At 46.0% G+C, this 25,723-nt stretch carries 30 protein-coding genes and 1 pseudogene; 17 read left to right on the top strand and 14 right to left on the bottom strand.

Annotation, left to right across the window (positions count from 1 at the left end; genetic code table 11):
• Positions 1 to 53: 53 nt before the first annotated feature.
• The 4 genes from atpE to D0A37_RS20605 all read right to left on the bottom strand — a co-directional run bounded on the left by atpE (position 54) and on the right by D0A37_RS20605 (position 2,493).
• Positions 54 to 299 carry an ATP synthase F0 subunit C gene (gene atpE, locus D0A37_RS20620; RefSeq protein WP_242717122.1) on the bottom strand — a complete coding sequence of 82 codons (246 nt, stop codon included), beginning with the start codon at positions 297 to 299 and terminating at the stop codon, positions 54 to 56.
• Between the two features lie 129 nt (positions 300 to 428).
• Positions 429 to 1,187 carry a F0F1 ATP synthase subunit A gene (gene atpB, locus D0A37_RS20615; RefSeq protein ID WP_242717111.1) on the bottom strand — a complete coding sequence of 253 codons (759 nt, stop codon included), beginning with the start codon at positions 1,185 to 1,187 and terminating at the stop codon, positions 429 to 431.
• A 55-nt stretch (positions 1,188 to 1,242) separates the two neighbouring features.
• Complete coding sequence (locus tag D0A37_RS20610) at positions 1,243 to 1,704, bottom strand: ATP synthase subunit I (protein WP_006631103.1); 462 nt, start codon at positions 1,702 to 1,704, stop codon at positions 1,243 to 1,245.
• 339 nt (positions 1,705 to 2,043) lie between these two features.
• The gene (locus tag D0A37_RS20605) at positions 2,044 to 2,493 is read right to left on the bottom strand and encodes a nitrate reductase associated protein (protein ID WP_242717109.1); all 450 of its coding nucleotides are present in this window, start codon (positions 2,491 to 2,493) and stop codon (positions 2,044 to 2,046) included.
• A gap of 197 nt (positions 2,494 to 2,690) precedes the next feature.
• On the opposite strand from D0A37_RS20605, the gene moaA reads away from it, so the two are divergent.
• The 4 genes from moaA (at position 2,691) to iscB (ending at position 5,947) form a co-directional block, all read left to right on the top strand.
• Complete coding sequence (gene moaA, locus D0A37_RS20600; RefSeq protein WP_242717106.1) at positions 2,691 to 3,680, top strand: GTP 3',8-cyclase MoaA; 990 nt, start codon at positions 2,691 to 2,693, stop codon at positions 3,678 to 3,680.
• An 88-nt stretch (positions 3,681 to 3,768) separates the two neighbouring features.
• The gene (locus D0A37_RS20595) at positions 3,769 to 4,119 is read left to right on the top strand and encodes a type II toxin-antitoxin system RelE/ParE family toxin (RefSeq protein WP_194009249.1); all 351 of its coding nucleotides are present in this window, start codon (positions 3,769 to 3,771) and stop codon (positions 4,117 to 4,119) included.
• Positions 4,116 to 4,412 (top strand): helix-turn-helix domain-containing protein, encoded by a 297-nt coding sequence (locus D0A37_RS20590; RefSeq protein WP_242717105.1) that lies wholly within the window; start codon positions 4,116 to 4,118, stop codon positions 4,410 to 4,412. The genes D0A37_RS20595 and D0A37_RS20590 overlap by 4 nt, the downstream gene beginning before the upstream one ends.
• Positions 4,413 to 4,672: 260 nt before the next feature.
• Positions 4,673 to 5,947 (top strand): RNA-guided endonuclease IscB, encoded by a 1,275-nt coding sequence (iscB, locus tag D0A37_RS20585; protein WP_242717104.1) that lies wholly within the window; start codon positions 4,673 to 4,675, stop codon positions 5,945 to 5,947.
• Between the two features lie 104 nt (positions 5,948 to 6,051).
• Here iscB and D0A37_RS20580 read toward each other — a convergent pair whose 3' ends face one another.
• The gene (locus D0A37_RS20580) at positions 6,052 to 6,651 is read right to left on the bottom strand and encodes a Uma2 family endonuclease (protein ID WP_242717103.1); all 600 of its coding nucleotides are present in this window, start codon (positions 6,649 to 6,651) and stop codon (positions 6,052 to 6,054) included.
• Positions 6,652 to 6,684: 33 nt separating this feature from the next.
• Between D0A37_RS20580 and D0A37_RS20575 the strand changes: the two genes are divergently transcribed.
• From D0A37_RS20575 to D0A37_RS20565, 3 genes are all read left to right on the top strand, one after another.
• Entirely contained in the window at positions 6,685 to 6,846 is a 162-nt protein-coding gene (locus D0A37_RS20575; RefSeq protein WP_242717102.1) for a hypothetical protein, read from the top strand.
• 259 nt (positions 6,847 to 7,105) lie between these two features.
• A complete protein-coding gene (locus tag D0A37_RS20570) occupies positions 7,106 to 7,492 on the top strand; it encodes a hypothetical protein (protein WP_242717101.1) in 387 nt (128 codons plus the stop codon).
• Positions 7,493 to 8,067: 575 nt separating this feature from the next.
• Positions 8,068 to 9,023, top strand: a protein-coding gene (locus D0A37_RS20565) for an IS630 family transposase (RefSeq protein ID WP_242715677.1) whose coding sequence is annotated in 2 segments (ribosomal slippage) — positions 8,068 to 8,401 and positions 8,401 to 9,023 — 957 coding nt in all. Because the reading frame shifts where the segments join, the coding sequence is not laid out codon by codon here.
• On the opposite strand, the gene D0A37_RS20560 is transcribed toward D0A37_RS20565, so the two are convergent.
• A complete protein-coding gene (locus tag D0A37_RS20560; RefSeq protein WP_242717099.1) occupies positions 8,989 to 9,186 on the bottom strand; it encodes a hypothetical protein in 198 nt (65 codons plus the stop codon). The two genes, D0A37_RS20565 and D0A37_RS20560, sit on opposite strands and share 35 nt — an antisense overlap.
• Positions 9,187 to 10,066: 880 nt before the next feature.
• Positions 10,067 to 10,312, bottom strand: coding sequence for a hypothetical protein (locus D0A37_RS20555; protein ID WP_242717097.1), 246 nt, complete (start codon positions 10,310 to 10,312; stop codon positions 10,067 to 10,069).
• Between the two features lie 89 nt (positions 10,313 to 10,401).
• Between D0A37_RS20555 and D0A37_RS20550 the strand changes: the two genes are divergently transcribed.
• From D0A37_RS20550 to D0A37_RS20540, 3 genes are all read left to right on the top strand, one after another.
• The gene (locus D0A37_RS20550; RefSeq protein ID WP_242717095.1) at positions 10,402 to 10,545 is read left to right on the top strand and encodes a hypothetical protein; all 144 of its coding nucleotides are present in this window, start codon (positions 10,402 to 10,404) and stop codon (positions 10,543 to 10,545) included.
• A 259-nt stretch (positions 10,546 to 10,804) separates the two neighbouring features.
• Positions 10,805 to 11,086, top strand: a complete 282-nt coding sequence (locus D0A37_RS20545) for a hypothetical protein (protein WP_242717093.1) — start codon at positions 10,805 to 10,807, stop codon at positions 11,084 to 11,086.
• Positions 11,087 to 11,530 (top strand): type II toxin-antitoxin system VapC family toxin, encoded by a 444-nt coding sequence (locus tag D0A37_RS20540; protein ID WP_242717091.1) that lies wholly within the window; start codon positions 11,087 to 11,089, stop codon positions 11,528 to 11,530.
• Positions 11,531 to 11,643: 113 nt separating this feature from the next.
• On the opposite strand, the gene D0A37_RS20535 is transcribed toward D0A37_RS20540, so the two are convergent.
• Positions 11,644 to 12,879, bottom strand: a complete 1,236-nt coding sequence (locus D0A37_RS20535; protein WP_242717089.1) for a class I SAM-dependent methyltransferase — start codon at positions 12,877 to 12,879, stop codon at positions 11,644 to 11,646.
• Between the two features lie 24 nt (positions 12,880 to 12,903).
• On the opposite strand from D0A37_RS20535, the gene D0A37_RS20530 reads away from it, so the two are divergent.
• The gene (locus D0A37_RS20530) at positions 12,904 to 13,071 is read left to right on the top strand and encodes a hypothetical protein (RefSeq protein WP_242717087.1); all 168 of its coding nucleotides are present in this window, start codon (positions 12,904 to 12,906) and stop codon (positions 13,069 to 13,071) included.
• Between the two features lie 82 nt (positions 13,072 to 13,153).
• On the opposite strand, the gene D0A37_RS20525 is transcribed toward D0A37_RS20530, so the two are convergent.
• Positions 13,154 to 13,411: a hypothetical protein gene (locus D0A37_RS20525; RefSeq protein WP_242717086.1), complete on the bottom strand. Its 258-nt coding sequence runs from the start codon at positions 13,409 to 13,411 to the stop codon at positions 13,154 to 13,156.
• 150 nt (positions 13,412 to 13,561) lie between these two features.
• Here D0A37_RS20525 and D0A37_RS20520 point away from each other — a divergent pair, with 150 nt between their 5' ends.
• Complete coding sequence (locus tag D0A37_RS20520; protein WP_242717085.1) at positions 13,562 to 16,348, top strand: phycobilisome rod-core linker polypeptide; 2,787 nt, start codon at positions 13,562 to 13,564, stop codon at positions 16,346 to 16,348.
• Between the two features lie 581 nt (positions 16,349 to 16,929).
• Here D0A37_RS20520 and D0A37_RS20515 read toward each other — a convergent pair.
• Both D0A37_RS20515 and D0A37_RS20510 read right to left on the bottom strand, forming a co-directional pair.
• Positions 16,930 to 17,382: a hypothetical protein gene (locus D0A37_RS20515; protein WP_242717084.1), complete on the bottom strand. Its 453-nt coding sequence runs from the start codon at positions 17,380 to 17,382 to the stop codon at positions 16,930 to 16,932.
• A 159-nt stretch (positions 17,383 to 17,541) separates the two neighbouring features.
• Entirely contained in the window at positions 17,542 to 18,876 is a 1,335-nt protein-coding gene (locus tag D0A37_RS20510; RefSeq protein ID WP_242717083.1) for an alkaline phosphatase PhoX, read from the bottom strand.
• A gap of 817 nt (positions 18,877 to 19,693) precedes the next feature.
• Here D0A37_RS20510 and D0A37_RS20505 point away from each other — a divergent pair.
• The 5 genes and pseudogenes from D0A37_RS20505 (at position 19,694) to D0A37_RS20485 (ending at position 23,846) form a co-directional block, all read left to right on the top strand.
• A complete protein-coding gene (locus D0A37_RS20505; RefSeq protein ID WP_242717082.1) occupies positions 19,694 to 19,831 on the top strand; it encodes a hypothetical protein in 138 nt (45 codons plus the stop codon).
• A 160-nt stretch (positions 19,832 to 19,991) separates the two neighbouring features.
• Positions 19,992 to 20,228, top strand: a complete 237-nt coding sequence (locus tag D0A37_RS20500; protein ID WP_242717081.1) for a type 1 glutamine amidotransferase family protein — start codon at positions 19,992 to 19,994, stop codon at positions 20,226 to 20,228.
• Positions 20,229 to 20,788: 560 nt separating this feature from the next.
• Positions 20,789 to 22,153 (top strand): P-loop NTPase fold protein, encoded by a 1,365-nt coding sequence (locus D0A37_RS20495; RefSeq protein ID WP_242725659.1) that lies wholly within the window; start codon positions 20,789 to 20,791, stop codon positions 22,151 to 22,153.
• A gap of 177 nt (positions 22,154 to 22,330) precedes the next feature.
• Positions 22,331 to 23,307: pseudogene (locus tag D0A37_RS20490) on the top strand (shikimate dehydrogenase).
• A 107-nt stretch (positions 23,308 to 23,414) separates the two neighbouring features.
• Positions 23,415 to 23,846: a hypothetical protein gene (locus D0A37_RS20485; RefSeq protein ID WP_190657424.1), complete on the top strand. Its 432-nt coding sequence runs from the start codon at positions 23,415 to 23,417 to the stop codon at positions 23,844 to 23,846.
• Positions 23,847 to 24,105: 259 nt separating this feature from the next.
• On the opposite strand, the gene D0A37_RS20480 is transcribed toward D0A37_RS20485, so the two are convergent.
• The 3 genes from D0A37_RS20480 to D0A37_RS20470 form a co-directional block, all read right to left on the bottom strand.
• The gene (locus D0A37_RS20480) at positions 24,106 to 24,393 is read right to left on the bottom strand and encodes a YggT family protein (RefSeq protein ID WP_193976712.1); all 288 of its coding nucleotides are present in this window, start codon (positions 24,391 to 24,393) and stop codon (positions 24,106 to 24,108) included.
• Positions 24,394 to 24,623: 230 nt separating this feature from the next.
• Positions 24,624 to 24,947, bottom strand: coding sequence for a ssl2009 family thylakoid membrane protein (locus D0A37_RS20475; protein WP_242717080.1), 324 nt, complete (start codon positions 24,945 to 24,947; stop codon positions 24,624 to 24,626).
• A 74-nt stretch (positions 24,948 to 25,021) separates the two neighbouring features.
• Positions 25,022 to 25,390, bottom strand: coding sequence for a YkgJ family cysteine cluster protein (locus tag D0A37_RS20470; protein WP_242717078.1), 369 nt, complete (start codon positions 25,388 to 25,390; stop codon positions 25,022 to 25,024).
• Positions 25,391 to 25,723 lie beyond the last annotated feature (333 nt).

Raw genomic sequence — 25,723 nt, 5'->3', positions numbered from 1 at the left:
TTTGAGATTTTGGATTAGAATCGCCAAAACCTCAAATCTAAAATTTCCAATTATTATGCGAAGGGGTTGGCAAACAGCAGCACTAGGGCTACGACCAAACCGTAAATTGTGAGCGCTTCCATGAACGCCAAACTCAACAGCAAGGTGCCGCGAATTTTACCTTCTGCTTCCGGCTGACGGGCAATCCCTTCTACAGCCTGACCTGCTGCATTTCCTTGACCGATGCCAGGGCCGATGGCGGCTAAACCTACTGCCAAAGCGGCGGCAATTACGGAAGCGGCAGCAACTGTTGAGTCCATGATGATTTTCCTTATCTAAAGTACAAAATTGAGAGGAGAAAGTCTACAGAATTGTCCGATTTAACGGGAGGAAGTTTGAGGAGAGGAAATTTTCTTTTTCCTCATTCATGCTTCGCCGTTTATCGTTAGTTAATCGTGGTGTTCTTCGCCGTGACCGCCTTCTAGAGCTTCACCAATGTAGGCTGCGGCTAAGGTAGCAAAAATCAAAGCTTGAATTGCACTGGTAAATAGTCCCAGAACCATCACTGGCAGAGGAACAAATAAAGGCACTAGCAACACTAGCACTCCGACCACCAATTCGTCCGCAAGAATGTTGCCAAACAAACGGAAACTTAGGGACAGAGGCTTAGTGAAATCTTCTATGATTTTGAACGGCAACATGAAAGGCACCGGTTCAACATAGTGGGCGAAATACCCCAAGCCGCTTTTGCTGAGACCTGCATAAAAATATGCTAGAGAAGTCAGCAGTGCAAATGCTACCGTCGTATTGATGTCAGCGGTAGGAGCTCCCAATTCGCCTGATGGCAGCTTAATCAGCTTCCAAGGAATTAGAGCGCCAGACCAGTTTGACACAAAGATGAACAGAAATAATGTACCAATAAACGGTACCCAAGGGCGATATTCTTTTTCCCCAATTTGGTTTTTAGCCAAGTCCCGAATAAATTCCAGCGCATACTCCATAAAATTTTGCATTCCGCTGGGAATTCGCTGGATTTTGCTGGTTCCTAAAATCGAAACTACGACTAAAACGGCAATTACAAACCACGAGGTTAGAAAAACCTGCCCGTGCACTTTCAGATTGCCGAGTTGCCAGTACAACTGCTGGCCAACTTCCAATTTGGCGAGGGGGAAACGATTAAAGGTGTTTAGAACGTCAAGCATTGCCATTCAACGGGCTTCCCCATACAAATCGATGAGTTGAGTTTTGCTCGAATTGCCTGACCTACCTGTAGTCTAGTGCTAATGCACTTCGGATCACGTAAACCAACAGCGCAGCTTTGTAAGTCAGAAATCCCAAAAATATCGGTAAAATCTGTAGCTGATTCCACTGTGTTCCTACTATCATCACCGCTAAAAACACACCGAGCCTTGTCTTGCTGATGCGCTGATTTTGGCTGCCGATTCGTTCAACGTCTCTAGCCAACATCTTTAAGTAAACCACACCTGTGCTCGCCCCAAGCAAATAATTCAGGGCAATGTTGAGGGAGTAAAAAATCCAAACGGAGATAAAAATAATCGCCGTAAAAGCAAGGGTGTACGCCAACAACTCTTGTTGGAGGCGATAAAAGTCTTGCATGGGATTGCTAGTCTCGGACGAAGCTGTCGAAACTGTCGAGACTGTGCCAGCTTGAGGAATATCCTCGTTTGCTGCTGCGGGTTCGGTGGGTGTGTTTTGCGTGTTCACGAAGCTCAGAAACTAATGCAGGTAGCAGGCGAGTGCTTTGCAAACTCACAAAAATCATACCACGCTGCGGTAACAATACTTAAAATAAAATTAATCATATTTTCAGAATTTGGTGTCGGGCGCGTCGGAAACCTCAAGCCGTTAAATGCCCGATCGACCTCACCCTACCTCTCCCACCGCCAGACAACACTTTTTTACACATTGTTCTCGTGCTTCTCATTAAGTGAGGCTTACTTAGTGAGAAGTGAGAAAGGACGATCGGGCGCATCGATGAGGTGACTCTCTCTTCTGGAGACTCTGCGCCAAGAGCGCTCTAGAAGAGTTAATTAAAATTTGCTCTCATTCAATAACCTTAAACTCTTGAAGTGCCGGGATGAAATTTTTATTCTCGTGGCTCGATCGACTAAGCTTAATCAAAGCAAATCGCTGTAGCGGCTGCAAACTCGCCCACTGGGCCAAAGAAATTGTCACGCCGAGCTCTTGCGCTTTTGCAGAAACCGGCTCCGGTACAGTTGCACCATCCATCCACGGGGGATTTTCATCAACAGCCAAATCAGTTCCCGGTTTGCCTGTCTGTTGAATTAATATTTGATTTAGCTTTTCTCGGTAATCAATAATTTCTGATTCACTCAAGCAAGGTAACTCTACAAGACTTTGCCGTTCTGCTTGGTTGAAATGATTCCAATCCTGCAACTTTAATTTAATGCCGCAAGTATCTAACTTGAGACGTACCTGCATCGGAATGCAGCGCAAAGCTTCGACAAAATCAGCTTCAAATTCAAAAAACATAAATGTAGCAATTTTAGATTTTAGATTATCGATTATCTATTTACTCTACAGTCGGGAGCTGGGGGCTTGTATCCCTTTTTGGATGATATCAATTGTATTTTAGATTAGAGATTTTAGATTATCGATTTACTCTACAGCCGATAATTGCAGAAAATCGAGTCAGCATTTATAATTAAATAATATTACAAACTATTGACATGGATACCGTAGACTACCTTCGGATTAGCTTGATAGACCGCTGCAACTTCCGCTGTCTCTACTGTATGCCAGAAGGTAGCGAGTTGGACTATGTATTGCAACAGCAGTTGTTAACTCACTCGGAATTGCTAACTCTGCTGCGGGAAGTTTTTATACCCGTGGGATTTACAAAGTTTCGCTTGACTGGAGGGGAACCGCTGCTGCGGCCTGGGGTGGTGGAATTGGTGAGGTCGATCGCCTCAATGCCCGAAACGCGAGATTTATCCATGACAACCAACGGATTTTTGCTGGCGGGAATGGCGGAAAATCTCTACAAGGCGGGTTTGCGCCGGATTAATATTAGTTTGGATTCGCTGGAACCGGAGACTTTCGACAAGATAATTGGTAGTCGGGGACGATCGCGGTGGACGCAGGTTTGGGAGGGAATTCAAGCGGCTTATCAAGCTGGATTCGACCCGCTGAAACTGAATGTTGTGGTAATTCCCGGTGTGAATGACAGCGAAATATTGGATTTAGCGGCGTTAACAATTAACCGGAATTGGCACGTTCGTTTTATTGAGTTTATGCCGATCGGGAATGGGGATTTATTTGGCGATAAAGGTTGGGTAGCATCAGCCGAATTGCGGCAACAAATTAGCGAGAAATACGGGTTAGCCGAGTCGGGAATTCGCGGAAATGGGCCGGCGGATGTGTTTCAAATTCCGGGGGCGAAGGGCACTTTAGGATTTATCAGCCAAATGTCCGAGTGTTTTTGCGATCGCTGCAACCGGATGCGTTTGTCTGCTGACGGGTGGCTGCGGCCTTGTCTGCTGAACGAAACCGGTCAAATTGACTTAAAAACTGCTCTGCGTGGTGGGACTCCTACAAGCGAATTGCGCGATCGAGTGCGGCACATATTGGAGATTAAACCGGAGATTAATTTCAAACAGCGAGATTCGGGAACTACTCAAGGAAATTACAGCCGCACAATGTCTCAAATCGGCGGCTGAACTAACCGACATAGAGCGCTGAAGAAATAAAATACTTAAGGCAATACTTGAGTATAATTGTCACAGTATTCGATTCTCAACAAACTCGATGACCATCAAGCCGATTCGGTGGGTTGGCCCTGCCCGCGAAGAAATCCAATCTCTTCCTGAAGATGCCCGAAAAGAAGCCGGTTTTTCACTTTGGACTCTCCAGCAGGGCATACAACCACCAGACTTTAAACCGATGTCGATCGTAGGTAAAGGCGTTGAAGAAATTCGGATTCGGACAGAAAATGCCTATCGGGTTTTCTATATTGCTAGATTTGAAGAAGCTATTTATGTGCTCCATGCCTTCCAAAAGAAAACTCAGAAAACAGCTAAGAAAAATATCGAAGTTGGGCAGAAACGCTACCAAGAGTTGTTACAAAATCGTTTAAACTCAAGAGAACCGGAACAATGAGCGAAAATACTATTACCCAAGCAGTCGATAATATCTTTCTAGACCTCGGATTCTCATCTGAAGAAGCTGATAACTTACTAATCCGATCGCAACTAATTCTCGCCCTGACTCATCAGATTAAAGAGCGCGGTTGGACTCTCGATCAAACGGCTCAACATCTCCAACAGTCCAACGATCGAATCAAAGCTCTAACTCAAGGTAAAATAGGGCAGTTTTCCGTTGACAGTCTGATTGCAATGCTCAATAAAGTAGGTATGACTGTCAAAGTCGAAATTTGCCCCAAGGTAGCTTAGGTCATGAACCCCATGCCTAAAGGCAGGGGCTTGTAGACTGTCCGACTCTTCGAGCGGGATACAAGCCAGAACATGACCAGCCTCAGACGCAACAAGCCTCTACGTTTTTAAGGTCACGATACCTACAAATGCGTCGCTAGTTTGTAGCCCTATCGTTGGTTGTTAAACATCTGTAATGGGTTAAGGAAGTGCAGCCAACATGACAAGCCTTAAAAACATTGGCGAAGCGAACATTACGAGCAATCAGAGGAGACGCAACAATGTCTAACTTTGTCTTTGTAATTGATACCAATCGCAAACCGCTATCACCCTGTAAACCAGGAATAGCAAGGTCATTGCTGAAAGCTGGAAAAGCAGCGGTATTTCGCCGCTATCCGTTTACGATTGTTTTGAAAAAAGCAGTTGAGACGAAGCCTGAACCGCTAGAACTGAAATTAGATCCGGGATCGAAAGTCACGGGGGTTGCAATCAAACAGGACAACAAGATTATCTTCGGAGCCGAACTGCAACACCGGGGCCAGCAAATTAAAGATGCACTTCTCTCTCGCCGTCAACTTAGGCGAGGAAGACGCAATCGCAAAACTCGATACCGTAAGGCGCGATTCCTCAATCGCACTCGCCCCGATGGTTGGCTCGCTCCATCCTTGCAACACCAAGTCGAAACAACACTTACATGGGTTCGCAAATTGATTCGACTCGCTCCCGTTGCCAGCATTGTTCAAGAGTTAGTGCGGTTTGATTCTCAACTCATGCAAAACCCTGAAATCTCAGGCGTTATGTATCAGCAGGGAGAATTGCAGGGTTACGAAGTCCGGCAGTATCTCTTGGAAAAATGGCATCGGCAGTGTGCTTATTGCTCGGCCGAAAATGTACCTTTTGAGGTTGAGCACATTCAGCCCAAGTCAAGAGGTGGCTCTGACAGGGTTTCCAATTTGACACTGGCTTGTCACGATTGCAATCAAAAGAAAGGCAATCAGGATATTCGAGCATTCCTGGCAGCTAAACCCGACCTGTTAAACCGCATCCTCAAACAAGCAAAGCTACCACTCAAAGATGCAGCAGCGGTCAACTCAACCCGATGGGCATTATTTAATGCACTTAAAGAAACGGGATTGCCCGTCACTACTGGCACGGGCGGACAAACTAAGTTCAATCGCCATCGGTTAGGGTTGGCTAAATCGCACTGGCTTGATGCTGCGTGTGTGGGCAGCGTTGACACGCTCAAAGTATTGACTTCAAAGCCTTTGTTGATTGTGGCAAAAGGTCAGGGGACACGACAGATGTGCGGCACAAACCAGTACGGATTTCCCATTCGGCACAAGTCCAGAGTGCAAATTCACAAAGGGTTTCAGACTGGCGATATTGTCAGCGCAACCGTTACCGCAGGGAAGAAAGTCGGCTCTTATACAGGGCGGCTTCTATGCCGTGCTTCAGGCAGTTTTGATATCGTAACGAAGGCTGGGAGAGTAACAGGTATTAGCCACAAGTATTGCAAAGCAATCCACAAAAAAGATGGCTATAGCTATGGGTTTTAAAAATATTTCAAGGCGACTGAAGTCGCTGCCGCTTTCCTCCCCATGTCTAAAGCCAGGGGCTTCTCGCTCGTTTTTCTGGTGAAAATTATGCAATTTGGCGCATTCTACAACTGAAACTCTCCTCCCAAAACTTGTCCAGCCGTTATATTCAACTGCGGAAATGTTGGAGAAACAAGTGTTTGTTCCCCTTGAAACATCCCAACTTCGACATACTCACCCGATTCTAGTTGAAGTACCGCTACTATCTGCTCTTGAGGGTCAACAATCCAATATTCAGGGATACCCCGCGCTGCATATTGGGCTCGTTTGCTAATGTAATCGCGATCGCGCCCAACTCTACCTGGACTAACAACCTCGACAACCAACTGAGGAGGTGGCATAGTTTGGGTGATGGTTAGCCTGGTTGCTGTCAGCAAGATGTGTTCGGGGCGCAAAACCACCAAATCTGGGTAGCGGTTAGCTGCGTCGCCCTCCCGCAGGATGGGAACTTCGATTTCGCACATATGTGTTCTGATCAGCCTCAGTGGGATGAACCCGCTACTAGCCAGAGTGAATAGTAGATAGTTAGCAATGAAATTGTTGGGGCCCGATTCGGGTGGCAATGTTACTAACTCTCCATCAATTAATTCGTAGCGGTTGTCGGTGTCGTCCTCATAGGTGAGGTACTCTTCAAAGGTAAGTTTCTGTTTGTGGGCTTGTGTCATCTTTTACCTTCCAGGATTGCTATTGTTATTAAAATGTTTACACATCCGAGAAAAGCGGCGGCCGCAGTGATTTTCATTGAATCAACAAGCTGGGTAGCACTGTCCGATCGACACGGGGCGATCGGCTCGACACTTGCCACGGCTGACATGGGTGGCACGGCTCCAAAATTGCACCATATAGCGCGGTGTGGGTGAGTTTGAGGTGATTGGATGGTGAGGACTGCCACGGCTGGCACAATTGCACCTAACCACGGTTGGAGCGGTGGGAGTGTTGCGGGTCTAGCGCGGTCGCTCGGAGCGATCGGAGTGTTGGCAAGGTTGGCAGGGTCTAGCTTTTTTGCGTCACAGGTCTATATGTAAAGAGTTGATGTTTAAGTATTTTTTCGGTAGACGCTGAATTTAAAAATAGGTTAAATAGAAAAAGGTAATTCTTTCACACTAGGGAAAATAAACAATGTTTAAACGTTTAATAGCTGTTATCCTTGCTCTAGTCTTAGTTTTAGGATGTATGGAAAAGCCTGCTTATGCCTACTCTGAAGTGATTCCATTGATGAATCTTGAAGGTAGTAACACTGGCAGCCTAGTTGCGATAAGTTCGGCAGTTGTAGAGGAAGCTATCACAAACGAGCTTGTAAAGCCTGCTGTCGAGGCAGCAGTTGCTTATGTTACTGTAGTTGCTATATGTATGGGTGCTGATAGTCTTGCCGCATCAGTTTTCCCCCCTGCTGCTGCCTTATTACCCTATTGCCCTGGTGTGGGAGGAGCATTTGCAGGTGGTGTTGCTGTTGGAGAGACACCTGTCAAAGGAGTTGTGAAAAGTGTTTTAAACCTGGCTCGATAGTATTTATTTAAGCTAAATCTTAGATTCTATTTAAACTAACCCACTAATTTAATTAGTGGGTTTTATTTATATTTAATCTTAGTAGCTTTTAACATTATGAAAAAACATATTTGTGAATCAAATACAAACCCGCCACACACATAGTGAAGCGGGTTTTTTCAGAGGTATCCTTAGTTAAAAACGCTATTCCATGTTGCGATTAATTCTTTGAAATGGTTGTACATAATTCTTATTAGCTCTGACCCAGCAGCGATACCTGCCCATAGAATGACTTCCAACCCATAGCCAAGGTTTCCCCCGTCGGTCAAGAAAAATTCCCACAGCATCAAATTTTTCTCCATTTGGTATAACCCTATTAACGGGCGAATTAAGTATATCCATTTGGTTACTATAGCATTTCTTAGAAAGATGAGGTATAATATAACTGACTTAAACGGAGTGAAAAATATAGAACTTCAAAATGTTATACAGCTCTAATTAAATAGGGCGATCTTCGAGCAGTAGTCCCTCGACCCGCAGCAGTCACTAGAATGACAACTATCTCAAATTTTAGCAAGGATCACGCATTAGTAAAAATGAAAACTTATTCGATTGATTTTAGACAAAAAATTATGGATGTGTACCATAATGAACCGCTGTCACAAAGAGCAATAGCTAACCGTTTTTGTGTAGCCCTAAGTTTTGTCCAAAAATTGGTTAAACAGTATCGTGACACCCAAAACATTGCTCCTCGCACTGAGCGATGTGGAGTCAAATTAAAACTGAATGCAGAACAACTGCTAATTTTAGCGGAATTGATTGAAGCAAACAATGATGCAACTCTCGAAGAACTCCGTTATTTACTGTACCAAAAAATTGGTTTTACCATCAGCGTAGCAACGATGGGAAGAATGGCAAAACTCTTAAACATGACTTTGAAAAAAAAACTCTTTTCCCGTCAGACAAAGGCACTGACAGGGTTCAGAACCTGCGATACGAGTTCTGGCAAAAAATTAGAGAAGTTTGTTTCAAAGACTTAATATTCATTGATGAATGTGGAGTAAACTTGGCAATGGTTAGGTTATATGCTCGATCTCTAAAAGGTTCAAGAGCCAAGGGATCAAAACCGAATAAACGCGGAAGAAATGTCTCAATAATTGGAGCTATATCGGTCAAAGAAGTCCTAACATCAGTTAATTTAATAGGTACAACTGATGCAATTACATTTGAGGCTTTTATTATCCGAAAATTAGTGCCAAAGTTATGGAAAGGTGCTTGTGTAGTCATGGATAATTGTACTATTCATACCGGAGAAGAAGTAGAAAAAGCCATCCAAAAAAAAGGGGCTAAATTAATATACTTGTCGCCCTATTCGCCGGATTTCTCCCCAATTGAAAATTTATGGTCAAAACTTAAAAATATTCTCCGTTCTATCAAGACACCTAATTATAAAGAGTTAGCAAAAGCCATAGAGTTTGCATTTAGTGAAGTTACATCAGCAAATATTTGGAATTGGTTTACTCACTGCTGTTATTGTACCTCACCTTTGTAAGAAATGCTATATCACCTGTTCTATCTTCGCAGCGAACATTCAAACCTTCTGGATCTACGGCTTCCCACATAAAAGGCATGATTCCACTATTTCCGTTAACAATGTGGTAGTCTCCATTTTTGTCAGCCGCCGGATATGGGTCGGAATTTTGAACTGTGAGCAATGGGGTAGGGATGCTTTTATCAGAAAAAGAAGGTAAAAAAACTTCGGCAGTGAAGATTAGACCAATCACAAGATTTTTGAACATAAGATTGCCTGCCAACTCATAAATTCTATTTACATATAGTTTTATCGTATCCGCTCAATTAACTGGTTCCCAGGCTAAGGCCTGGGAACCGAGATCTAGAGGCTCTGCCTCGCTAACGGATAAAAATAAAAACAGGAGGCAGAGCCTCATGGAATGCGTTCCCAGCCTCTAGCCTGGGAACGAGCAAAAAGTACCAGAGTGGGAGTCCTGCCTCTACCATTCCCACCACTACGCCCTAGTCTTTTTACATTAACACGGGTATCCCTACTATGATGAATATCACAATTTTTTATGATAATAGTCACAAATAAAAATAACCTGATTTTAGGATAATATAAAAATAACAATAATGCTCGTAACTAATGCGAGTAAAAAATAAATTATATGTTGTCAAAAATAATCACTGCTGTAATTGTCTGTTTATTACCAGCTCTTGGGATAGAAGTTGGGGGAGTTGCTGGCGGAACAGCGGCTATTTCAATAGAGATAGTCTTTTTTGCTATTACTATTAATATGAACACAAGAAAATAATGGTTTAATTGTTTTAACGGCTTTATGATGCGACAGAACTACTACTGTATAAATTAAGTGCGTGGGCGCGAGCGCACGAAAGTCAGTAAAGGAATAAGATTAAACTGAGATGTTGCACCATTCTCAATTACTTTAACTGGTTCCCAGGCCTTAGCCTGGGAACCGAGATCCAGAGGCTCTGCCTCGCTAACGGATAAAAATAAAAACAGGAGGCAGATGCTCATGGAATGTGTTCCCAGGCTAAGGCCTAGGAACGAGCAAACACCTACGCTTTGCGCTTCCGACGGCGAATCAGCACACTCATCACTTGCTTCGGATTCGCTGCACGCTGTACGGGACTCCAATCGCCGACTTCGGCAAATCCCAGGCGGTACAAAGTGAGTATGGTTTCCCTGACACCCTTGGGCGAACCTGTCACCGTTACACAAACCACATCCTGTTCCGATTCTGCTGCTGAGTCGTCATTTGCGCGATCAAATTTGTTGTCGTCAGGCAAGAATTCCTGTGACATAATTATGTTCTCCTGGTTTTGGGTTTTCTAGAAAAACCCAAAAACCCAGCCGCCCCGCATTTCAACACATAGCAGGGCGGCTACAGAGGATGTTAAGATACTCCGTTAGCCTCCAGACTGCTGTGATCAGTTTGGCGGTTAGCTGTCCATTGCTGTTACCAGCAGCTTTGGGCAGTGCAACTAGATTTTTGGGCGACGCGGGCTACTTCCTCTACAAGCAAAGCAACCTCTAACTTGAAAGCGTAGCCGCAGACGGGGGCCTGTGTCAATCCATTTGGGATTTGGGATTTGGCAAAGGTGCGTCAGCTTTGAGATTGCTTCACTACGTTCGCAATCACAGAAAATCCTAGTACGTGCATCCAGGCTTTGGCCTGGGAACGAGCAATCGCCTACTTCCTAGGCTTTGCGCTAGAGTTATAATATTAAAATCAATTTAAAAAGTGCGATTGATTTTGTTATCGTCAACCCAAAAACTTACACTCAAGGATAACTATGCTGCACAATCTTCAGCAATCTCACCAACAAGAAATACAGACTATTACTGAAGTTTTGGCAAAAATCACCAGCCGCACGGCGGATCAGATTAAACCATTACTAGATGCGATGCTCAAACAGCTAATTGAACCTCAACAACGTCCATTTTATGAAACAGCTACCCCAACAGAATGGTCAATAGCATTTCAAGAATGGGTTGACAGTCATCGTACCCTAAATTTCCCCACTCTTTCAGATGAAGCTATTAGCAGAGAGAGCATTTATGGAGACAGAGGTTAAATGCCGTTTCTCGTCGATACAAACATACTGCTACGTAGCATCGATACAGCACATCCAATGAATCCTGATGCCGTTAATGCCGTGATTACTCTGCGCGATCGCGGAGAACAACTTTATATCGTACCCCAAAATTTGATCGAGTTTTGGAACGTTTGCACGCGCCCGATCCAGAGAAATGGATTAGGGCGTACTGCAACAGAAGCAGAGGCAGAAATTAATCGCTTAAAACAGCTTTTTCCTCTCTTGTTGGATACCGAAGCAATTTATCAAGAATGGGAGCGACTGGTGATAACGTATAACGTTATAGGTGTCAATGTTCATGATGCGCGGCTAGTTGCTGCTATGCTAGTTCATGGTTTAACCCATATCCTAACTTTTAACATTGCTGATTTCGCTCGTTATTCACAAATTACGGCTGTTAATCCTCCAACTGTAAAGCCTTGATTAATTGGGAATTTAACAGAAATTCTACTCCGAGCAAAGAACAGGCAAGATGCCTGTTCCACAAAAAGCTAATTTGATTGTGGGGAGTAGGGGTTGGGCCGGAGAGCCCGCCCTTAGATTTGACCAGGCTTTAGCAAAATTAGCTGTTTTGATAAGATCGATCGCACTTCATCCAATCCCATCTCCACATCCGCCAAAATCTCTCCTATGCTTTTGCCAGACGGGCTTCCCTCTTTCTCCCCCCCTTGGCAAGGGGGGGCTGGGGGGGGTACACAACCTTGCAAAAACTCAAATTCCGCACTTGACAAATTGATCAATTGATAATTGCAATCAAACACTTGTTGACTAGGCCAACCGTGCATACAACCACTCAACTCTGGAATGGCCGCCAAAAGGGCCTTATCGTCCGACCAATCAATTTTATTAACAGGCTTTTTGCCCAAGAAAAACTCGTAATGAGTGATTTCCGTATCCAACAATTCAATTAATCGATAAAGCTCCCGTTCCGTCAAACCCTGAGCTCTTTCTATCAATTCCGGCGCTTTACCCAAAAGTCTTTCTAACTGCCAATATCCCGGATTGGAAAAACCAGTAAATTCCAATCCCGAAGCATCAATTAACTCGAACAAAGTCTCAATATTGTAGTCAATTTCCTGCGGGTGAACGTACATATCAGCAAAACATTCGTCTCGCTGATTTTCTGCTGCCCAACGCTGTTTTTCGTACTTGACAAGACGGTTGTTTTCTGGTAAAGAAGCAAAGATTTGACGACCGACTTTGACACCATCGGGATAGTCACCTTTTTGCGGGCCTTGAAGAAGTGCGATCGCCCTTTGCATCAGTTGAATTTCCCAACGTCCGAGCTCAGCATACACAAAAATGTGCATCAAACCGCCGTCTGCCAACTTCGCCGCCAGCGCTTGAATGCCCCGGATCGGATCGGGTAAGTGGTGCAGCACGCCCACGCAGTTAATCAAATCGAACTCGCCCTGTAACTCGGCGGCATCGTACAGGCTGAGGTGGCGAAAATCAGCTTCGCGCGCTCCGGATCGCCGACAGCGTTCTTGTGCTACTTTCAAAGCACCTTCACTCAGGTCGATCGCCGTCACCGAAGCTTCGGGATTGAGGTGAATCAGATAATCAGTGCTCGAACCAGTGCCGCAGCCAGCATCTAAAATCCGAATATCAAGTTTTGGCGGCTTTTGCCCGGTGCAAAAATTGTAAGCATCAGGCCAACTCCAGCGCCAGTTGTACCCAGGCGGCGGTTCGTCTGACAAAGGATCGGGCGGGAAAGGGAAAGTATCGTAAAGCCGTCGCACGGCAGCGCTGATATCAGGCGTAGTATCCATAGGTGAGGTAATAGGGCGTGGGTTTTGAGATTGGTTGTCAGTAGCTACGGGGTAACAGCGCTACGCAATGCACTTCTGTGGCTGCGTTACTCGCAACAAAAGTGTCGCTTCGCTGGCATTGGGAAGCCTCAAACAGAGGGATCGGGCGATCGACTAACCCCTGATAGCCAAGCCCTGACAGCTTCTGCGTAATAAAACTTATCATTTTTTCTCATATACGCTCTCTTAAATCTATACAATAAATGTCGGCAGGCTTTTTAACAAACCAGGACTGTCAATAACCCACCGCTGAGCTTTCGGGTAAAGCGGAGGCGTCTTTCCGCAGAAAGTCACAGATCCAGAAAAAGGCACAAGAAAATTTTTGATTTTCTTTTCCCTTAATTGACGGCACTTGCTGCGATCGCCCAAAGGCAACTCTCCTGCCGAGTCTTTTTTTCCACGGGTATGCCGGCGGAGCGCAGCGGAGGGAGTACCCCGTGCCTGCCTTCGGATCGGACATTTCCCGGCAGGCAGAAAGATGAAACCAAAACATTTTAATCTAAGAAAGTAAGCGCGCCCGAACCTCGTGACGGGTAAAGGCAAAAAGTAAACAAAGCAAAAATACCTACTTTGCCCTGCATGAGAAGGCAAGGTTAGTCGGGTTAAATGCTGCAACTATTTAGATAGGGAGCGAAGGAGTCTAATGACTGTAAAGGCAAGTGGTGGAAGCTCGGTTGCGCGTCCGCAACTATATCAAACTGTACCGGTCGCAACAATTTCGCAAGCAGAACAGCAAGACCGCTTTCTACAGCGGGGCGAACTCAGCGAACTGGCAAGTTATTTCAGTTCAGGGGGTCTGCGGATCGATATCTCTGCGACGCTGACCAAAAACTCGGAACTGATAGTATCCCGCGCAGCCAACCGGATTTTTACCGGCGGTTCCCCGCTGGCATTCTTGGAAAGACCACAAGAACCTGCGATGGCTTTGGCAGGGGCGACTCGTCGCGGTTCGGCGGATGTCTCTGAAGCCATGAAACTGGGAACTGTTACCTACGTTGAAGGTCGCGCAGGCGGCGGCAACGGCGGTGGCGGTGGCGGCGGATTCTTGGGGCTGGGAAATCTATTTTCTGGCAACGGTGGCGGCTACAGCGGCCCGCTCCCAGCAGGATTTCAGCCGATCAATGTCTCGCGCTACGGCCCGGGCAACATGACCAAATCTCTGCGGGACTTGAGCTGGTTTTTGCGCTACATCACCTACGCGATCGTCGCGGGCGACCCGAACATTATTTCGGTGAACGTGCGCGGATTGCGGGAAATCATCGAAAATGCTTGCTCTTCGGCGGCCACAATTGTGGCAATGCAGGAAATGAAGGCAGCATCTTTGGGCTATTTCAAAAACAATGCAGAGGCAAGTGCGATCGTCGGACAGTATTTCGACGTAGCTATTACCGAATTCAAAGCTCCCACACCTTCAGACAAGGTGCGGCAGCGCGAAAGCAACGACCAGCAAGGCTTGCAACTGCCTCAAATCTACTTCAACGCAGCCGAGCGACGGTCGAAATTCGTCATGAAAACCGGTCTGTCTTCGGTCGAAAAGCTCGAAGTAATCAAAGCAGCTTACCGCCAAGTATTCGAGCGCGATATTACCCGCGCATACAGCCAAAGCATTTCTGACTTGGAATCCAAGGTCAAAAATGGCGAAATCTCGATGAAAGAGTTTATTCGTCGCCTTGGCAAATCTCCTCTGTACCGCAAGCAATTCTACGAGCCGTTTGTCAACAGCCGTGCTGTAGAATTAGCCGCTCGTCACTTCCTAGGTCGCGGTTTGAGCTCGCGGGAGGAATTTAGCAAGTATTTTGCGATCGTCACCAAAGGCGGCCTGGCAGCCCTCGTAGACGCAATGGTTTATTCCCAGGAATATTCCGACTACTTCGGCGAAGAAACCGTGCCTTACCTGCGCGGTTTGGGCCAAGAAGCTCAGGAATGTCGCAACTGGGGCCCGCAAATTGATTTGTTCAATTTCAGCGCTCCGTACCGCAAGGTGCCTCAGTTCATCACCTTGTTTGCAGATTACACTCAGCCGCTACCAGAACAGCACGTTTACGGTGTTGGCAATGACCCCTTAGAAATTCAGTTCGGCGCGATTTTCCCGCAAGAAACTCGCAACCCCAAGAGCCGTCCCGCTCCCTTCGGCAAGGACACCCGCCGCATCCTGATCCGTCAAGGTGCGGGGATTGAAAACCAATTGAGCAACCCGCAAGCCCGCGGCAAGGCTCCAGGCTCTCTCGGCCCCAAGGTCTTTAAATTAGACCAGTTGCCGGGTGGCTACACTGCTCCGAGAAAAGCCAGTGGCCGCGGTGCTTCTGTAGCCAGCGGCTACAACAGTACGGCGAGCGTCAAATTTACCGAAAGTTCCACCCAAGCGGTGATTCGGGCAGCTTACCTGCAAGTGTTCGGTCGCGACGTGTTCGACGGTCAGCGCCAAAAGGTGGCGGAAATTAAGCTGGAAAACGGCGAGATTCCGATGCGCGAGTTTATTCGGATGTTGGCGAAGTCTGACGTGTTCCGCAATATGTACTGGAGCAAGCTGTACGTTTGTAAGGCGATCGAGTACATTCACCGCCGACTCCTGGGACGCCCTACCTACGGCCGCCAGGAAATGAACGCTTACTTTGACATTTGTGCCAAGAAGGGTTTCTACGCGCTGGTTGATAGCATCCTGGACAGCACGGAGTACAACGAAGCTTTTGGGGAAGATACAGTGCCCTACGAGCGCTATGTGACTGCCGGTGGTTTGTCGATGCGGACGATGCGATCGGGTTCCGTCGCTGAGCAAAATGTCCAAGCTCAGACACCCGAAACTCCTCGGTTTATCGAACTCGGCACTGCGCTCGATCGGGGCGAGTTCGAGTTACAAAATAGCCTCGCTCAAGGTGTCAGCAAGCGGCGCGAACAAACTAAGGTGTTCAAGCTGACGACTACTTCGGACAAAGTAGCTTTGAAAACTTTAATTCAAGCTGCTTACCGTCAAGTTTTTGAGCGCGACATCAACCCGTATGTTGTGAAGAATGAATTCACGGCGCTGGAAAGCAGACTGGGCAACAATGAAATCAATCTCAAGGAGTTCATTGAGGCTTTGGGCTGTTCGTCGCTGTACGTCAAACAATTCTACGCACCTTATCCCAATACTAAGGTGATTGAGTTGGGAACCAAGCACTTCTTGGGCCGCGCTCCCCGCAATCAAGCGGAGATTCGGACGTACAACCAAATCTTGGCAAGTAAAGGGATTAAGGGCTTTATCAACGCCATGTTGAACAGCGTTGAATATGCCGAAGCGTTTGGCGAGGATACTGTTCCTTACCGTCGCTTTCCGACTCTGCCGGCTGCGAATTTCCCGAATACCGAACGGCTGTACAATCAACTCACCAAGCAGAATGATGAGTTGGTGGTTCCAAGCTTTGAGCCAGTAGCTGCTACTGACAGAAGCTAGATTGATTTGAGGTTTAAGATGTTAAATTAGCAATAATTTAACATCTTAAATTAGTTGCAGGGCTGGCGTAATTGCCAGCCCTTTTTTATGACAGGTTTGTTGTTGCGCTGTCTTGATTAATTTGGAATTTTTAACCACTGATGAAAGCTGATGAAGAGGATATTATACCAGTTGTCATTAGGATGAAATACAGCCTCAGAATGCCCAAAAGAAGAAGTTCGTCGTTTGGGGTGTACTGCATCCAATTGTCAACCGCTATAAGTTGAGATGAGAACTCAACCAATGCGTATCAACCTGCCGCCCGTAGAAAACTGTAGAACCACTTGTACTATGAGGGTTCAGCTTGGTTTTGGCGTGACCGCATTTAGCCAATTTGATTATTTGCTTTGATAATGTAGACGCAAATTATTGATATAGAGGTTCCTTACTACGAATGTTTTTCACCATTCATCGGCTCGGCTAAATTCATTTTAGATGGCATAAAGACATCTTGTAAATGTAAGTGATTGTTAGCAAATGTCAGAAAAAGTTTTACCGTTAATCAACCCTTTCTTCCCTTCAAAATCTAGTTACTTCCTTGCTCAGTCGTCAAACTCAGAGCAGTAATATTTAGGAGCCAAAGCGTTAAGCGCATCAACTTCAGCATTGCCTTGAGGTTGCAGCAAGTCGATCGACATTCCCGCACTGAGCGCATTACATATCCCGCGCGCACGTTCAATAGCAGCTTGGGGATTTCGCTGAACGCGAGACACAACCTCGGATGAGGATGAATTGAGCCGTTTGCTCAACGATCGTTGATAACTATTAAGAAAGGCCTGGTCATTGGGCTGTAAAGCGATCGGGCGGCCTCTGCCACTACTTCCACAAAGCTTACCTAAGTCGATCGTTCGACCATCACTCGTCTGTATATAGCAAACATAATCAACGGGTATTTGAGCGACTGAATCCCTAGATTGAGATAAATCAACGCCAAAGGCGATCGACATCATTACCAGAGAATAAAACACTCGTTTCGACTGGCGGACGTATTGCACGACTCTTCAAACTCCCACAAACCTTTAAACTTTCATAATTTTCTAGAGAACCAACACCGGATATTGCCACAATCCGGCGTGATTCGTCATATTCTGCTGAGTGCGAACATAAGAGCGTTTTACAGGCAAATAAAATGCTCGCACTATAAGGCAATAATGTTATGCTCCTCGTTGAGACATCCAAGGACCCCAAATAGCAAACGTAATGCCTGGGGTTTGGATATTAACGAACAAAGTTTTACCATCCGGCGAGAAGCACGCTCCCGCCAATTCCCGATCGTTGATAGCATTTTTTGCCAGACGATACAGTTCCCCGTTGGGAGTTACGCCCACCAAGAACTGCTCATCATTGCCATCTTCGCAAATGATCAGATCACCATTAGGTGCCACAACAATGTTGTCAGGCCCATCCAGTTCCTCAGCCGATTTAGCCTCAACAAAAAGTTCGATCATATCTTGATCGGGAAGATACCGCCAAACCTGACCAAATCCGTTGGGTCTGCCATTAGCATCAACAGAGCCACCGTTCGTACAACAGAAGTAAACTTCACCATTGCCGTACCAGATGCCTTCCCCACGAGCAAACTGGGCAGCACCTTTACCGAAACCTTCGACCCGTACCGTATCCGTAGCAGGGTCAGGATTGTCAATTGTCACCCATTCCACCGGCATGGGTTGGCGCTTGGGAAAGCCTGCAAAAGTCTTTGCCTGAGGCATATTCTTAATCTTCAGCGCTTGTAGAGTGCCACCGGCGCTTAAATTGTTCCGTTGAGATGGGATAAAGCGATAGAAGAGACTATCTCCTCGGTCTTCAGTCTCGTAGACAATTCCGGTTTTGGGGTCGATCGCCACCGCTTCATGGTTAAACCGTCCCATCGCAACTAAAGGTACGGGATTCACAGGAACCGTTGCCTGAGCCGGAACTTCAAAGTTGTAGCCGTGAGATTTCGAGACATTTGTCGCATTGCCAGGTCTATTAGTCGCCAGAGTCGAGACATTTTCCTCGCAAGTAATCCAAGAACCCCAGGGAGTCGGGCCACCCGCACAATTTCGATAGGTGCCACTAAGTGAAGTGTAGTGGTTGATGAGCTGACGATTGGGACCAACCTGTAGTGTGGTTGTTCCGCCTTTGCAAAGAGGATCGTAAGGATTGGGACCCACAACTTGTGTTGTAGAATTCGGGCTCAGTTCGTGATTGCGAACCAGAATCACCGTGTTTTGGGGACCTGGGAAAGCCGCCATGCCATCGTGACCACCGGGAACAGGGGAACCGTCGCTCATCATTTCGCCGGTTCGTGAAAAAGCCTCATACTGAAACCCACGGGGTAAATCTAACAATCCATTCGGATCGGCTATGAGGGGCCCATACCCCCCCCCAAATACTGATTGACCATTCGCTTTTCTGGCATAAAGCGCTTCTAGAGGAGACATCATCAAAGTGCCAGCAGCACTCGCTCCTGCCAAGGTAAAAAACTTTCGTCGTGATAGTTGCATCAGCTTTTCCGGTGAATTAAACAAAGCATACTAGACCTGCGTCAAGGTCAAGATAAGGTTGGTTTAACTTCTCATTAAGGTTGTTTCATAGCTGTTCAATGTCAATCCCAGTGGCTCGTAATTGCGCCACTAACCGGACTCTTACTTGCTCTATCTGTTCAGCCTGTTGACTTTTTTTTCGTAGGAATTTGCAGGCTTGACATTACCTTAATCGGCTTTATGCTAGATAGATGTTTTTATAAAATTAATGTATGTTTATTGACTTGTCAATAATTAGGATAACTCCATAAAGTTTCTGAGCACTGTGTTACACAATTTTGTTTTTGCTGGGGAAGCTTTATATGTTTTTTAACAGCTTAGATTTGTGCAAGATCTACCCCAATCATAGCGCTTGTACCTTCTACAAAACTGGGCGAAAGTCAAGTATTTCTACAAAAATGGCACATTGAGATAGTGGTTGGCAATTGGATAAAGTACACCCCAAACGAGGAGCTTATTCTTTTCGGCATTATGAGCCTGTACCTTATCCTAATGAGAACCGCTATAAAGTCCTAATTCTCGTTCGCCAGCAGTGCCGGGGAATACGGATTTTGAGGGTTAGCCTCGCGTTAATAGAATTATTAAAATTGATAAGATTCTAACCTCCGTTTGATTTTTGGCAACTGTCTTTCAGATTTCCGAAAAGCTAGCCAAAGCCGATTACTAAAAGCTTGTGCAGGTTTGGGGACAAGTGTCAAGCGATTTTATTTCACCCAATTTGTATACAAGTAGTCGGGAATAACGCTCCAGCAAAATTCCGAAGCAACGGCTTGTCTAATTGCTATTAAATCGGGAAGAAGTAGTTTTGGATGAACGTCAATTATTCGGCAAAATACAATTCACCAAAAGCCGCGGGTGGCAAGTGGCGCGAGTGGGAAATACTCTCAATCCTGCACAAATTTACTCCGCAGAATAAGGGGCTATTTTCTAGGCGGGGGACACGATACAATGTGGGATTTTGCTGATAACCAGGAACTTGCTGGGATTGGTGCTATTTATGAAGCAGGTGGCATTGTCGGTGCTGTCAGTCACGGGCTGGCGGCGTTAGTTAATCTTAAGTAGTCGGGGGTGAGCACGTGATTGCACATCAGACTGTGGCTGCTTTTACCAATGAAGAGGAAGCCACTGTGGGACTGGGTGAAATAGTGCCGTTTTTACTGGAGTACAAATTAATTGAATGCGAGACTAATTTTAGGAAAGTTCTTAATTTTCAAGTTTGCGTTGTGGCCAGCGGGAGGCTCGTCACAGGCCAAAATCCCGCTTCGGCAGCAGGTGTCGGTCACAAAATGGTAGAATTGATCAAAAATAAGTAGCTCCCAAAAAAAATCACACCGAGAAACCCGGTTTCTTAAACCACACCTTCGCGCCTAAGTCAAAAGGCTCTAAGAAAGTAGGCTGGGTTGAGGAGCTCGTACCCAACGCCATCAATTTTAGATGTTAAATTTTTGCTCCCATCTAAAATAGCCAATCTAAAATATTTTGTTGGTTTCGGTTCACAATAGTTCAATCTACAAGGTATTATTTAAAAAACCTGGTTTATGGATACCTGATTACTACCTGTTTTTTCTTCGGTTAACCGTACTCCAATACTCACTTGATTCGAGAACATTAGTGTCAATTTTTCGTCTGTGAGGTCAATGAAGTCGCGCTCGCTGTACGAGGAGAAATTACTTGGTTAGGAGAGGTATTAGTGACTTTTATTTATTCCCACTACGCCCAAAAAAAGTAGAATTTGGGAGGGCGGGCTTAGGAATAAATCAAGATAGTGAGTTCTCCATCAAATATCAGAATAAAGTGGTCACTTGTTCTGATTAGTAAAGTGGCGAAACGAATAAGCTATTAGGGCATAATGTTGTGAAAGATGGAACAGGGTATGGAACTAAATTTACAGAAATTTTATAGCGCCTGCAATCCCAGCTACACCCTGGCAGTAGCAAATCAAGAAGACCGACAATACTATATCGATTTTTCATCAGTGCGGGGTGGCACAATCGTAGAACAATTGGAGCGCACCATCAGCCGTCTGTCCCCGGATTCACCTACCTGTCAATTATTCACCGGTCACATCGGCTCGGGTAAATCAACAGAATTGCTGCGGCTGCAAGCTCAATTGCAGCAACAAGGATTTCATGTTGTTTACTTTGAGTCTAGTAAGGACTTAGACATGGCAGATGTAGATATCACTGACATTTTGTTGAGCGTTGCTCGTCAGGTGAGCGAAAGCATCGAGAAAATGAAAATCAAGCTGCAACCGAGGGGTTTTAAAGCTTTGCTCAAAGGGGTTGCTGATGTTTTTCAAACTCAAATAGACTTGAGCGCTGAAGCTAATGTCCCTGGTTTGGGGGAAATAAATGCCAGCACGGAGGGAGAATTTTCTCTGGCCTTGGGAATTGGCAAAATTACTGCTAAGGCGAAAGATGCTCCGAATCTGCGATCGGAGTTGAGGCAATATCTGGAGCCGCGAACTAATGTAATTTTAGATGTGCTTAATAAGGAGTTGCTGGAGCCGGCTAATCAAGAACTCAAACGACAAGGGAAACAAGGACTTGTAGTAATTATCGATAATCTCGATCGCATACACCTGTGCGCGAAACCGACGGGGCGGCGGCTGCCGGAATACCTGTTTGTCGATCGCGGCGAACAGTTGGCAAGACTCAATTGCCACGTCGTGTATACAATTCCTTTGGTGCTGATTTTCTCTAACGATTTGGGCCAGTTGACTAATCGATTTGGGGTAGATCCGAAGGTTTTGCCGATGGTGCCGGTGCAGTTGAGCGACGGTTCTGAGTGCTCTGAGGGTGTGGAATTGCTGCGACAGATGGTTCTGGCGCGGGCTTTTCCGACGGTGCACCCTTGGCAGCGCTATGCTTTGGTTGGCCAAGTTTTCGACTCTGCGGAAACTCTCGATCGCCTGTGTCGAGTCAGCGGTGGTCATGTCCGAAATTTGCTGCAACTGCTGTATAGCTGTCTGCAGAAACAAGACCCTCCTCTGTCGCGGGAAACTTTGGAAAATGTGATCATCCAGCGCCGCCACCAGCTTACTTTGGCGATCGAACCGGAGGAGTGGCAATTGCTGCGCCAAGTATCCGCTACCAAAACTGTGAACGGGGAAACTAAATACCAAATCTTGCTGCGTAGTCTCTGGGTGTTTGAATACCGTTACGGCGAGGATTATTGGTTTGATGTCAATCCGATTTTGGCTGACGCCAAAGAGTTTCGGCAAACAGTTGAGAGTTGAGAGTTGACAGTTAACAGTTGACGGTTTACAGTCACTCGGCGAGGAAAATCGCTTCTGAACCAACGAAGTTCACTCCTAGCCGACTAAAGAATAAGGGCCCAACTGTAGCAGGATGTGGTATGAAAACTAACAAAACTCAACCGTTAACAGTCAACAGTCAACAGTCAACTAACAAAAATGATTAAAGGCACTACTAAACTGTTGGGAGTAATTGGCCATCCCGTCGAACATTCTCTGTCGCCGGCGATGCACAATGCTGCTATTTCCCACTTGGGAGTCGATTTTGTTTACCTGCCGTTTCCGGTAAAACCAGGGGATTTAAAAGCTGCTCTTGCAGGATTTGCGGCGATCGGCGTTCGGGGATTTAGCATCACGATTCCGCACAAACAAGCAATCTTACCGCTGCTGTCGGAAGTTTCCCCGATCGCCCGAGCGATCGGCGCAGTCAATACCGTATACCTAACTGACAAAGGTTGGTGCGGCACAAATACTGACGTTGAAGGCTTTCTCGCACCGCTGCAAACCCCCCCAACCCCCCCTTACCAAGGGGGGGCTAAAGACGCGATTTCTCCCTTAGAAAGGGGCAATACGGCTGTTCAATCCTGTCCCCCCCCTTACCAAGGGGGGCTAGGGGGGGTTCCGATTGGAGTCAGAAAGTAGCGGTAATTTTGGGGAATGGCGGGGCGGCGAGGGCTGTTGTGGCTGGATGCGCTCAATTGGGATGTGCAGAGATTCACGTTGTCGGTCGCAGCGAACAAAATTTAGGGGAATTTCAGCAGAGTTGGGTCAATTCTCCGATGCCGGTGCAGAATTTGCAGGTTCATACTTGGGATAATTTGTCAATGTTAATCTCGCAGGCAGATTTGCTGGTGAACACGACGCCCGTGGGGATGTATCCGCAGGGGGAAAAGTCGCCGGTTGCTGCTGGTGAGATTGATCGAATTTCAGCAGGTGCGATCGTCTATGATTTAATTTACACCCCTAATCCTACGCAGTTTCTCAAAGATGCGAAGCTTCGGGGAGCGCGAGCTATTGACGGACTCGAAATGCTAGTTCAACAAGGAGCAGCAGCCTTAAAAATTTGGCTGGATCAAGAATCCGTCCCAGTCGATGTGATGCGCCAAGCCTTGCGACAGCATTTAGGTCTAGACTAATGCCATTTCTTCAAAAAGTAGCTGTAGTTTTCCGAATTCCTATAAGTAGAAATTTGAGGCTAAATTCGCGCTAAGCTGAGAATTAAAATATACTTGCCCCGCCATTTATGAAATTTCGAGCTATCAGCCTTTTTTTTGCTACTTGCCTAATCGGAATTTTTAGTTTGGTATTCACTCCACCTGCTTGGGCTCTGACGCAGATTAAACTTTCCGACCTTTCTTATCGCGAATGTCCTGCCGAAATGGGAGAAGGAACAGTCACCAGCGGCAGTTCTATGGAAGCTACCTGCTTTTTGATTACTGGGAAAGCTGAAAATAGCACCGGCAAACCAGTTGTCAATGCCGATATTTTCGGCCGCATTTATGATGCCGACGACAATCCGGTGATGCAAAATCGCACTCGCTTGGGTTCTATAGAAGAAGTTCCTCCCGGAGTTAGCGATTTTCAGCTCAGAATTTCCGTTGCGGCCAATCAGAGAACACCTTTGAAACTCAAGCAATTTAAAGCTACAGGTTTTACTGGCGTGGTTCGCCGTTAACAAAACTATTTGAGATTTTAGATTGCTGATTTGAGATTTTGGGTTGGCTGCCCGTGAAAGCGCGATGCTGTTTTCGATTGTAGATTCTAGATTTGAGATTGTTGAGTTGCGGGCAATTTCTCATTTCTCATGTACGATAAACTCCCCAGCTTTTCAACCGGGGAGTTCATCTAAAAATCTCAAATCTAAAATTTAGTTGCCGACAGCTATGTCTGCCAAACCATTTACGCTCGATGCTTAAAAAATTAAGCTTTTCTAACTACAAGGCTGTTTGCAAGTTGGTTAAAAGACCGATCAAGAATTCAGAGCCGAACTGAAGTACAAAAAACGCAATCAGCGGCGAAAAGTCAATCCCTCCTAAGGGGGGGATAATCGAGCGGAATAGATTCAGGTAAGGGTCTGTTAACTGACTCAAAATTGAAAAGGGGGGATCGTACCAATTGATATTCGGGAACCAGCTTAATAGCACCCGAAAAATCATTAGGACTACATAGATTTGCAGAAATGTGGACAGCGTGGTTGCCAAAAGGCCTATGGAATAACTCATATTTTCTCGTTGAAGTTTGAGTAAAGTTTACAGACACTTTAGCTTAAAGTTTAGCATAGCTGGGGGAGAGGGGGAGCATCAGGCTATTTGCGGGCGGGCTAGAAGAGCAACGGCCCACACTAAAAATAACTCTTTGCTTCACATACCTTTCGGGTCTGTGAAGCGAGAATGGTGCAAGATGTGAGTAGCCCGCATAGATCTGCCCGACTACTCTAAAATCTTAAATGGAGTTAGGAGTCTTGAGCGATCGAACCCTCGCCACCGGGCGCTTGGGCGTTGCCGTTTACGTCGCCGAGTTGCAGCCGCACGTCATCTATTGCCTGATTTAGCTGGGCAATTTTATCTTCTAAACTCAGCCTTGCTACTTCCATCCCTTCGGCTTCGAGTTGGCTGCCTTTCCTCTGGCGGATTTTTCTAGTTTTTGCGTCTGAAGGTTCATTCAGCAAAGCTTCAGCAGCGCGCCGCGACAGCACCGCGCCCAAAACTGCACCCACCAAGCCACCAACTGCAGCTCCGGCAATAAATCCGCCTGTAAAACCCTCTCGATTGCTCATAGCTCAACTCAACTGCGCGATATTTCCTTGATTTGTTTATTTTGACACTCTCCCGGTGAGAGACTGGGAGATTGTTAGTTGTCAGGTAAGGCGAGAATTCCGACTTCAGAGTTGAAGCGGATCATTTCCAAAGATCGATCGCCATAAAGGTCTTCAATGTGTTCCAAGCAGCAGTCGATCGCGAAATCGTTCAATTGGGCCGGCTCCACGCCATACATATCCTGAAACACTTCTGAGTCTACCCGACAAAAGCGCGGTCGATCGCCATAAATTCCGCATTCTCGGGTCGCTTTGTCAAAATTGATACACCAACCGTCATCTCCGACTAAGCTTAAATAGAGCGATAATTCATCTTCAGATAAATACTCATCTAAGTCAGGGCGCTCTGTTGGGTCGAGGTAACAACAAGCACCGCACTGTTTTACACAACGCCAAGTAGCCATAGTTTGATTTTAGATTTTAGATTTTAGATTTTAGATTTTAGATTCGGAACATCATCTGGAAAATACCAAACTTTAGGAGATTGGGGTTCTTCAAGTATATCAATTGCCAGTGCCAGAGGCCCAGATCCCGAAGGGGCGGTTCGATTGTAGATTGGAGATTTTAGATTGGGGGCACTTTCTCGGAAGGGGCCTCAAGTCCCCGGTTCCCTGTGACTGGGAGGTCGATCATAGTTTACATTTTGTTGAATTTTGTAAAGTTCCTTAAAAAATAGGGACGATCGCCCGGTAAAATCAGAAGCGGATTTTCTAATTCAACAATCTAGACTTAATCAC

Origin of the sequence: Microcoleus vaginatus HSN003 (genome assembly GCF_022701255.1) — a bacterium.
GTDB lineage: Bacteria > Cyanobacteriota > Cyanobacteriia > Cyanobacteriales > Microcoleaceae > Microcoleus > Microcoleus vaginatus_B.
The sequence above is the reverse complement of the archived record's forward strand: the minus strand, read 5'-3'. Positions and strand labels throughout refer to the sequence as shown.

What these genes read in the sequence shown, in the direction of transcription:
- atpE (WP_242717122.1), bottom strand. Translation starts at nt 299, where the DNA reads ATGGACTCAACAGTTGCTGCCGCTTCCGTAATTGCCGCCGCTTTGGCA.
- atpB (WP_242717111.1), bottom strand. Translation starts at nt 1,187, where the DNA reads ATGGCAATGCTTGACGTTCTAAACACCTTTAATCGTTTCCCCCTCGCC.
- D0A37_RS20605 (WP_242717109.1), bottom strand. Translation starts at nt 2,493, where the DNA reads ATGTTTTTTGAATTTGAAGCTGATTTTGTCGAAGCTTTGCGCTGCATT.
- moaA (WP_242717106.1), top strand. Translation starts at nt 2,691, where the DNA reads ATGGATACCGTAGACTACCTTCGGATTAGCTTGATAGACCGCTGCAAC.
- D0A37_RS20595 (WP_194009249.1), top strand. Translation starts at nt 3,769, where the DNA reads ATGACCATCAAGCCGATTCGGTGGGTTGGCCCTGCCCGCGAAGAAATC.
- D0A37_RS20590 (WP_242717105.1), top strand. Translation starts at nt 4,116, where the DNA reads ATGAGCGAAAATACTATTACCCAAGCAGTCGATAATATCTTTCTAGAC.
- iscB (WP_242717104.1), top strand. Translation starts at nt 4,673, where the DNA reads ATGTCTAACTTTGTCTTTGTAATTGATACCAATCGCAAACCGCTATCA.
- D0A37_RS20580 (WP_242717103.1), bottom strand. Translation starts at nt 6,651, where the DNA reads ATGACACAAGCCCACAAACAGAAACTTACCTTTGAAGAGTACCTCACC.
- D0A37_RS20575 (WP_242717102.1), top strand. Translation starts at nt 6,685, where the DNA reads ATGTTTACACATCCGAGAAAAGCGGCGGCCGCAGTGATTTTCATTGAA.
- D0A37_RS20570 (WP_242717101.1), top strand. Translation starts at nt 7,106, where the DNA reads ATGTTTAAACGTTTAATAGCTGTTATCCTTGCTCTAGTCTTAGTTTTA.
- D0A37_RS20555 (WP_242717097.1), bottom strand. Translation starts at nt 10,312, where the DNA reads ATGTCACAGGAATTCTTGCCTGACGACAACAAATTTGATCGCGCAAAT.
- D0A37_RS20550 (WP_242717095.1), top strand. Translation starts at nt 10,402, where the DNA reads ATGTTAAGATACTCCGTTAGCCTCCAGACTGCTGTGATCAGTTTGGCG.
- D0A37_RS20545 (WP_242717093.1), top strand. Translation starts at nt 10,805, where the DNA reads ATGCTGCACAATCTTCAGCAATCTCACCAACAAGAAATACAGACTATT.
- D0A37_RS20540 (WP_242717091.1), top strand. Translation starts at nt 11,087, where the DNA reads ATGCCGTTTCTCGTCGATACAAACATACTGCTACGTAGCATCGATACA.
- D0A37_RS20535 (WP_242717089.1), bottom strand. Translation starts at nt 12,879, where the DNA reads ATGGATACTACGCCTGATATCAGCGCTGCCGTGCGACGGCTTTACGAT.
- D0A37_RS20525 (WP_242717086.1), bottom strand. Translation starts at nt 13,411, where the DNA reads ATGTTTTGGTTTCATCTTTCTGCCTGCCGGGAAATGTCCGATCCGAAG.
- D0A37_RS20520 (WP_242717085.1), top strand. Translation starts at nt 13,562, where the DNA reads ATGACTGTAAAGGCAAGTGGTGGAAGCTCGGTTGCGCGTCCGCAACTA.
- D0A37_RS20510 (WP_242717083.1), bottom strand. Translation starts at nt 18,876, where the DNA reads ATGCAACTATCACGACGAAAGTTTTTTACCTTGGCAGGAGCGAGTGCT.
- D0A37_RS20495 (WP_242725659.1), top strand. Translation starts at nt 20,789, where the DNA reads ATGGAACTAAATTTACAGAAATTTTATAGCGCCTGCAATCCCAGCTAC.
- D0A37_RS20485 (WP_190657424.1), top strand. Translation starts at nt 23,415, where the DNA reads ATGAAATTTCGAGCTATCAGCCTTTTTTTTGCTACTTGCCTAATCGGA.
- D0A37_RS20480 (WP_193976712.1), bottom strand. Translation starts at nt 24,393, where the DNA reads ATGAGTTATTCCATAGGCCTTTTGGCAACCACGCTGTCCACATTTCTG.
- D0A37_RS20475 (WP_242717080.1), bottom strand. Translation starts at nt 24,947, where the DNA reads ATGAGCAATCGAGAGGGTTTTACAGGCGGATTTATTGCCGGAGCTGCA.
- D0A37_RS20470 (WP_242717078.1), bottom strand. Translation starts at nt 25,390, where the DNA reads ATGGCTACTTGGCGTTGTGTAAAACAGTGCGGTGCTTGTTGTTACCTC.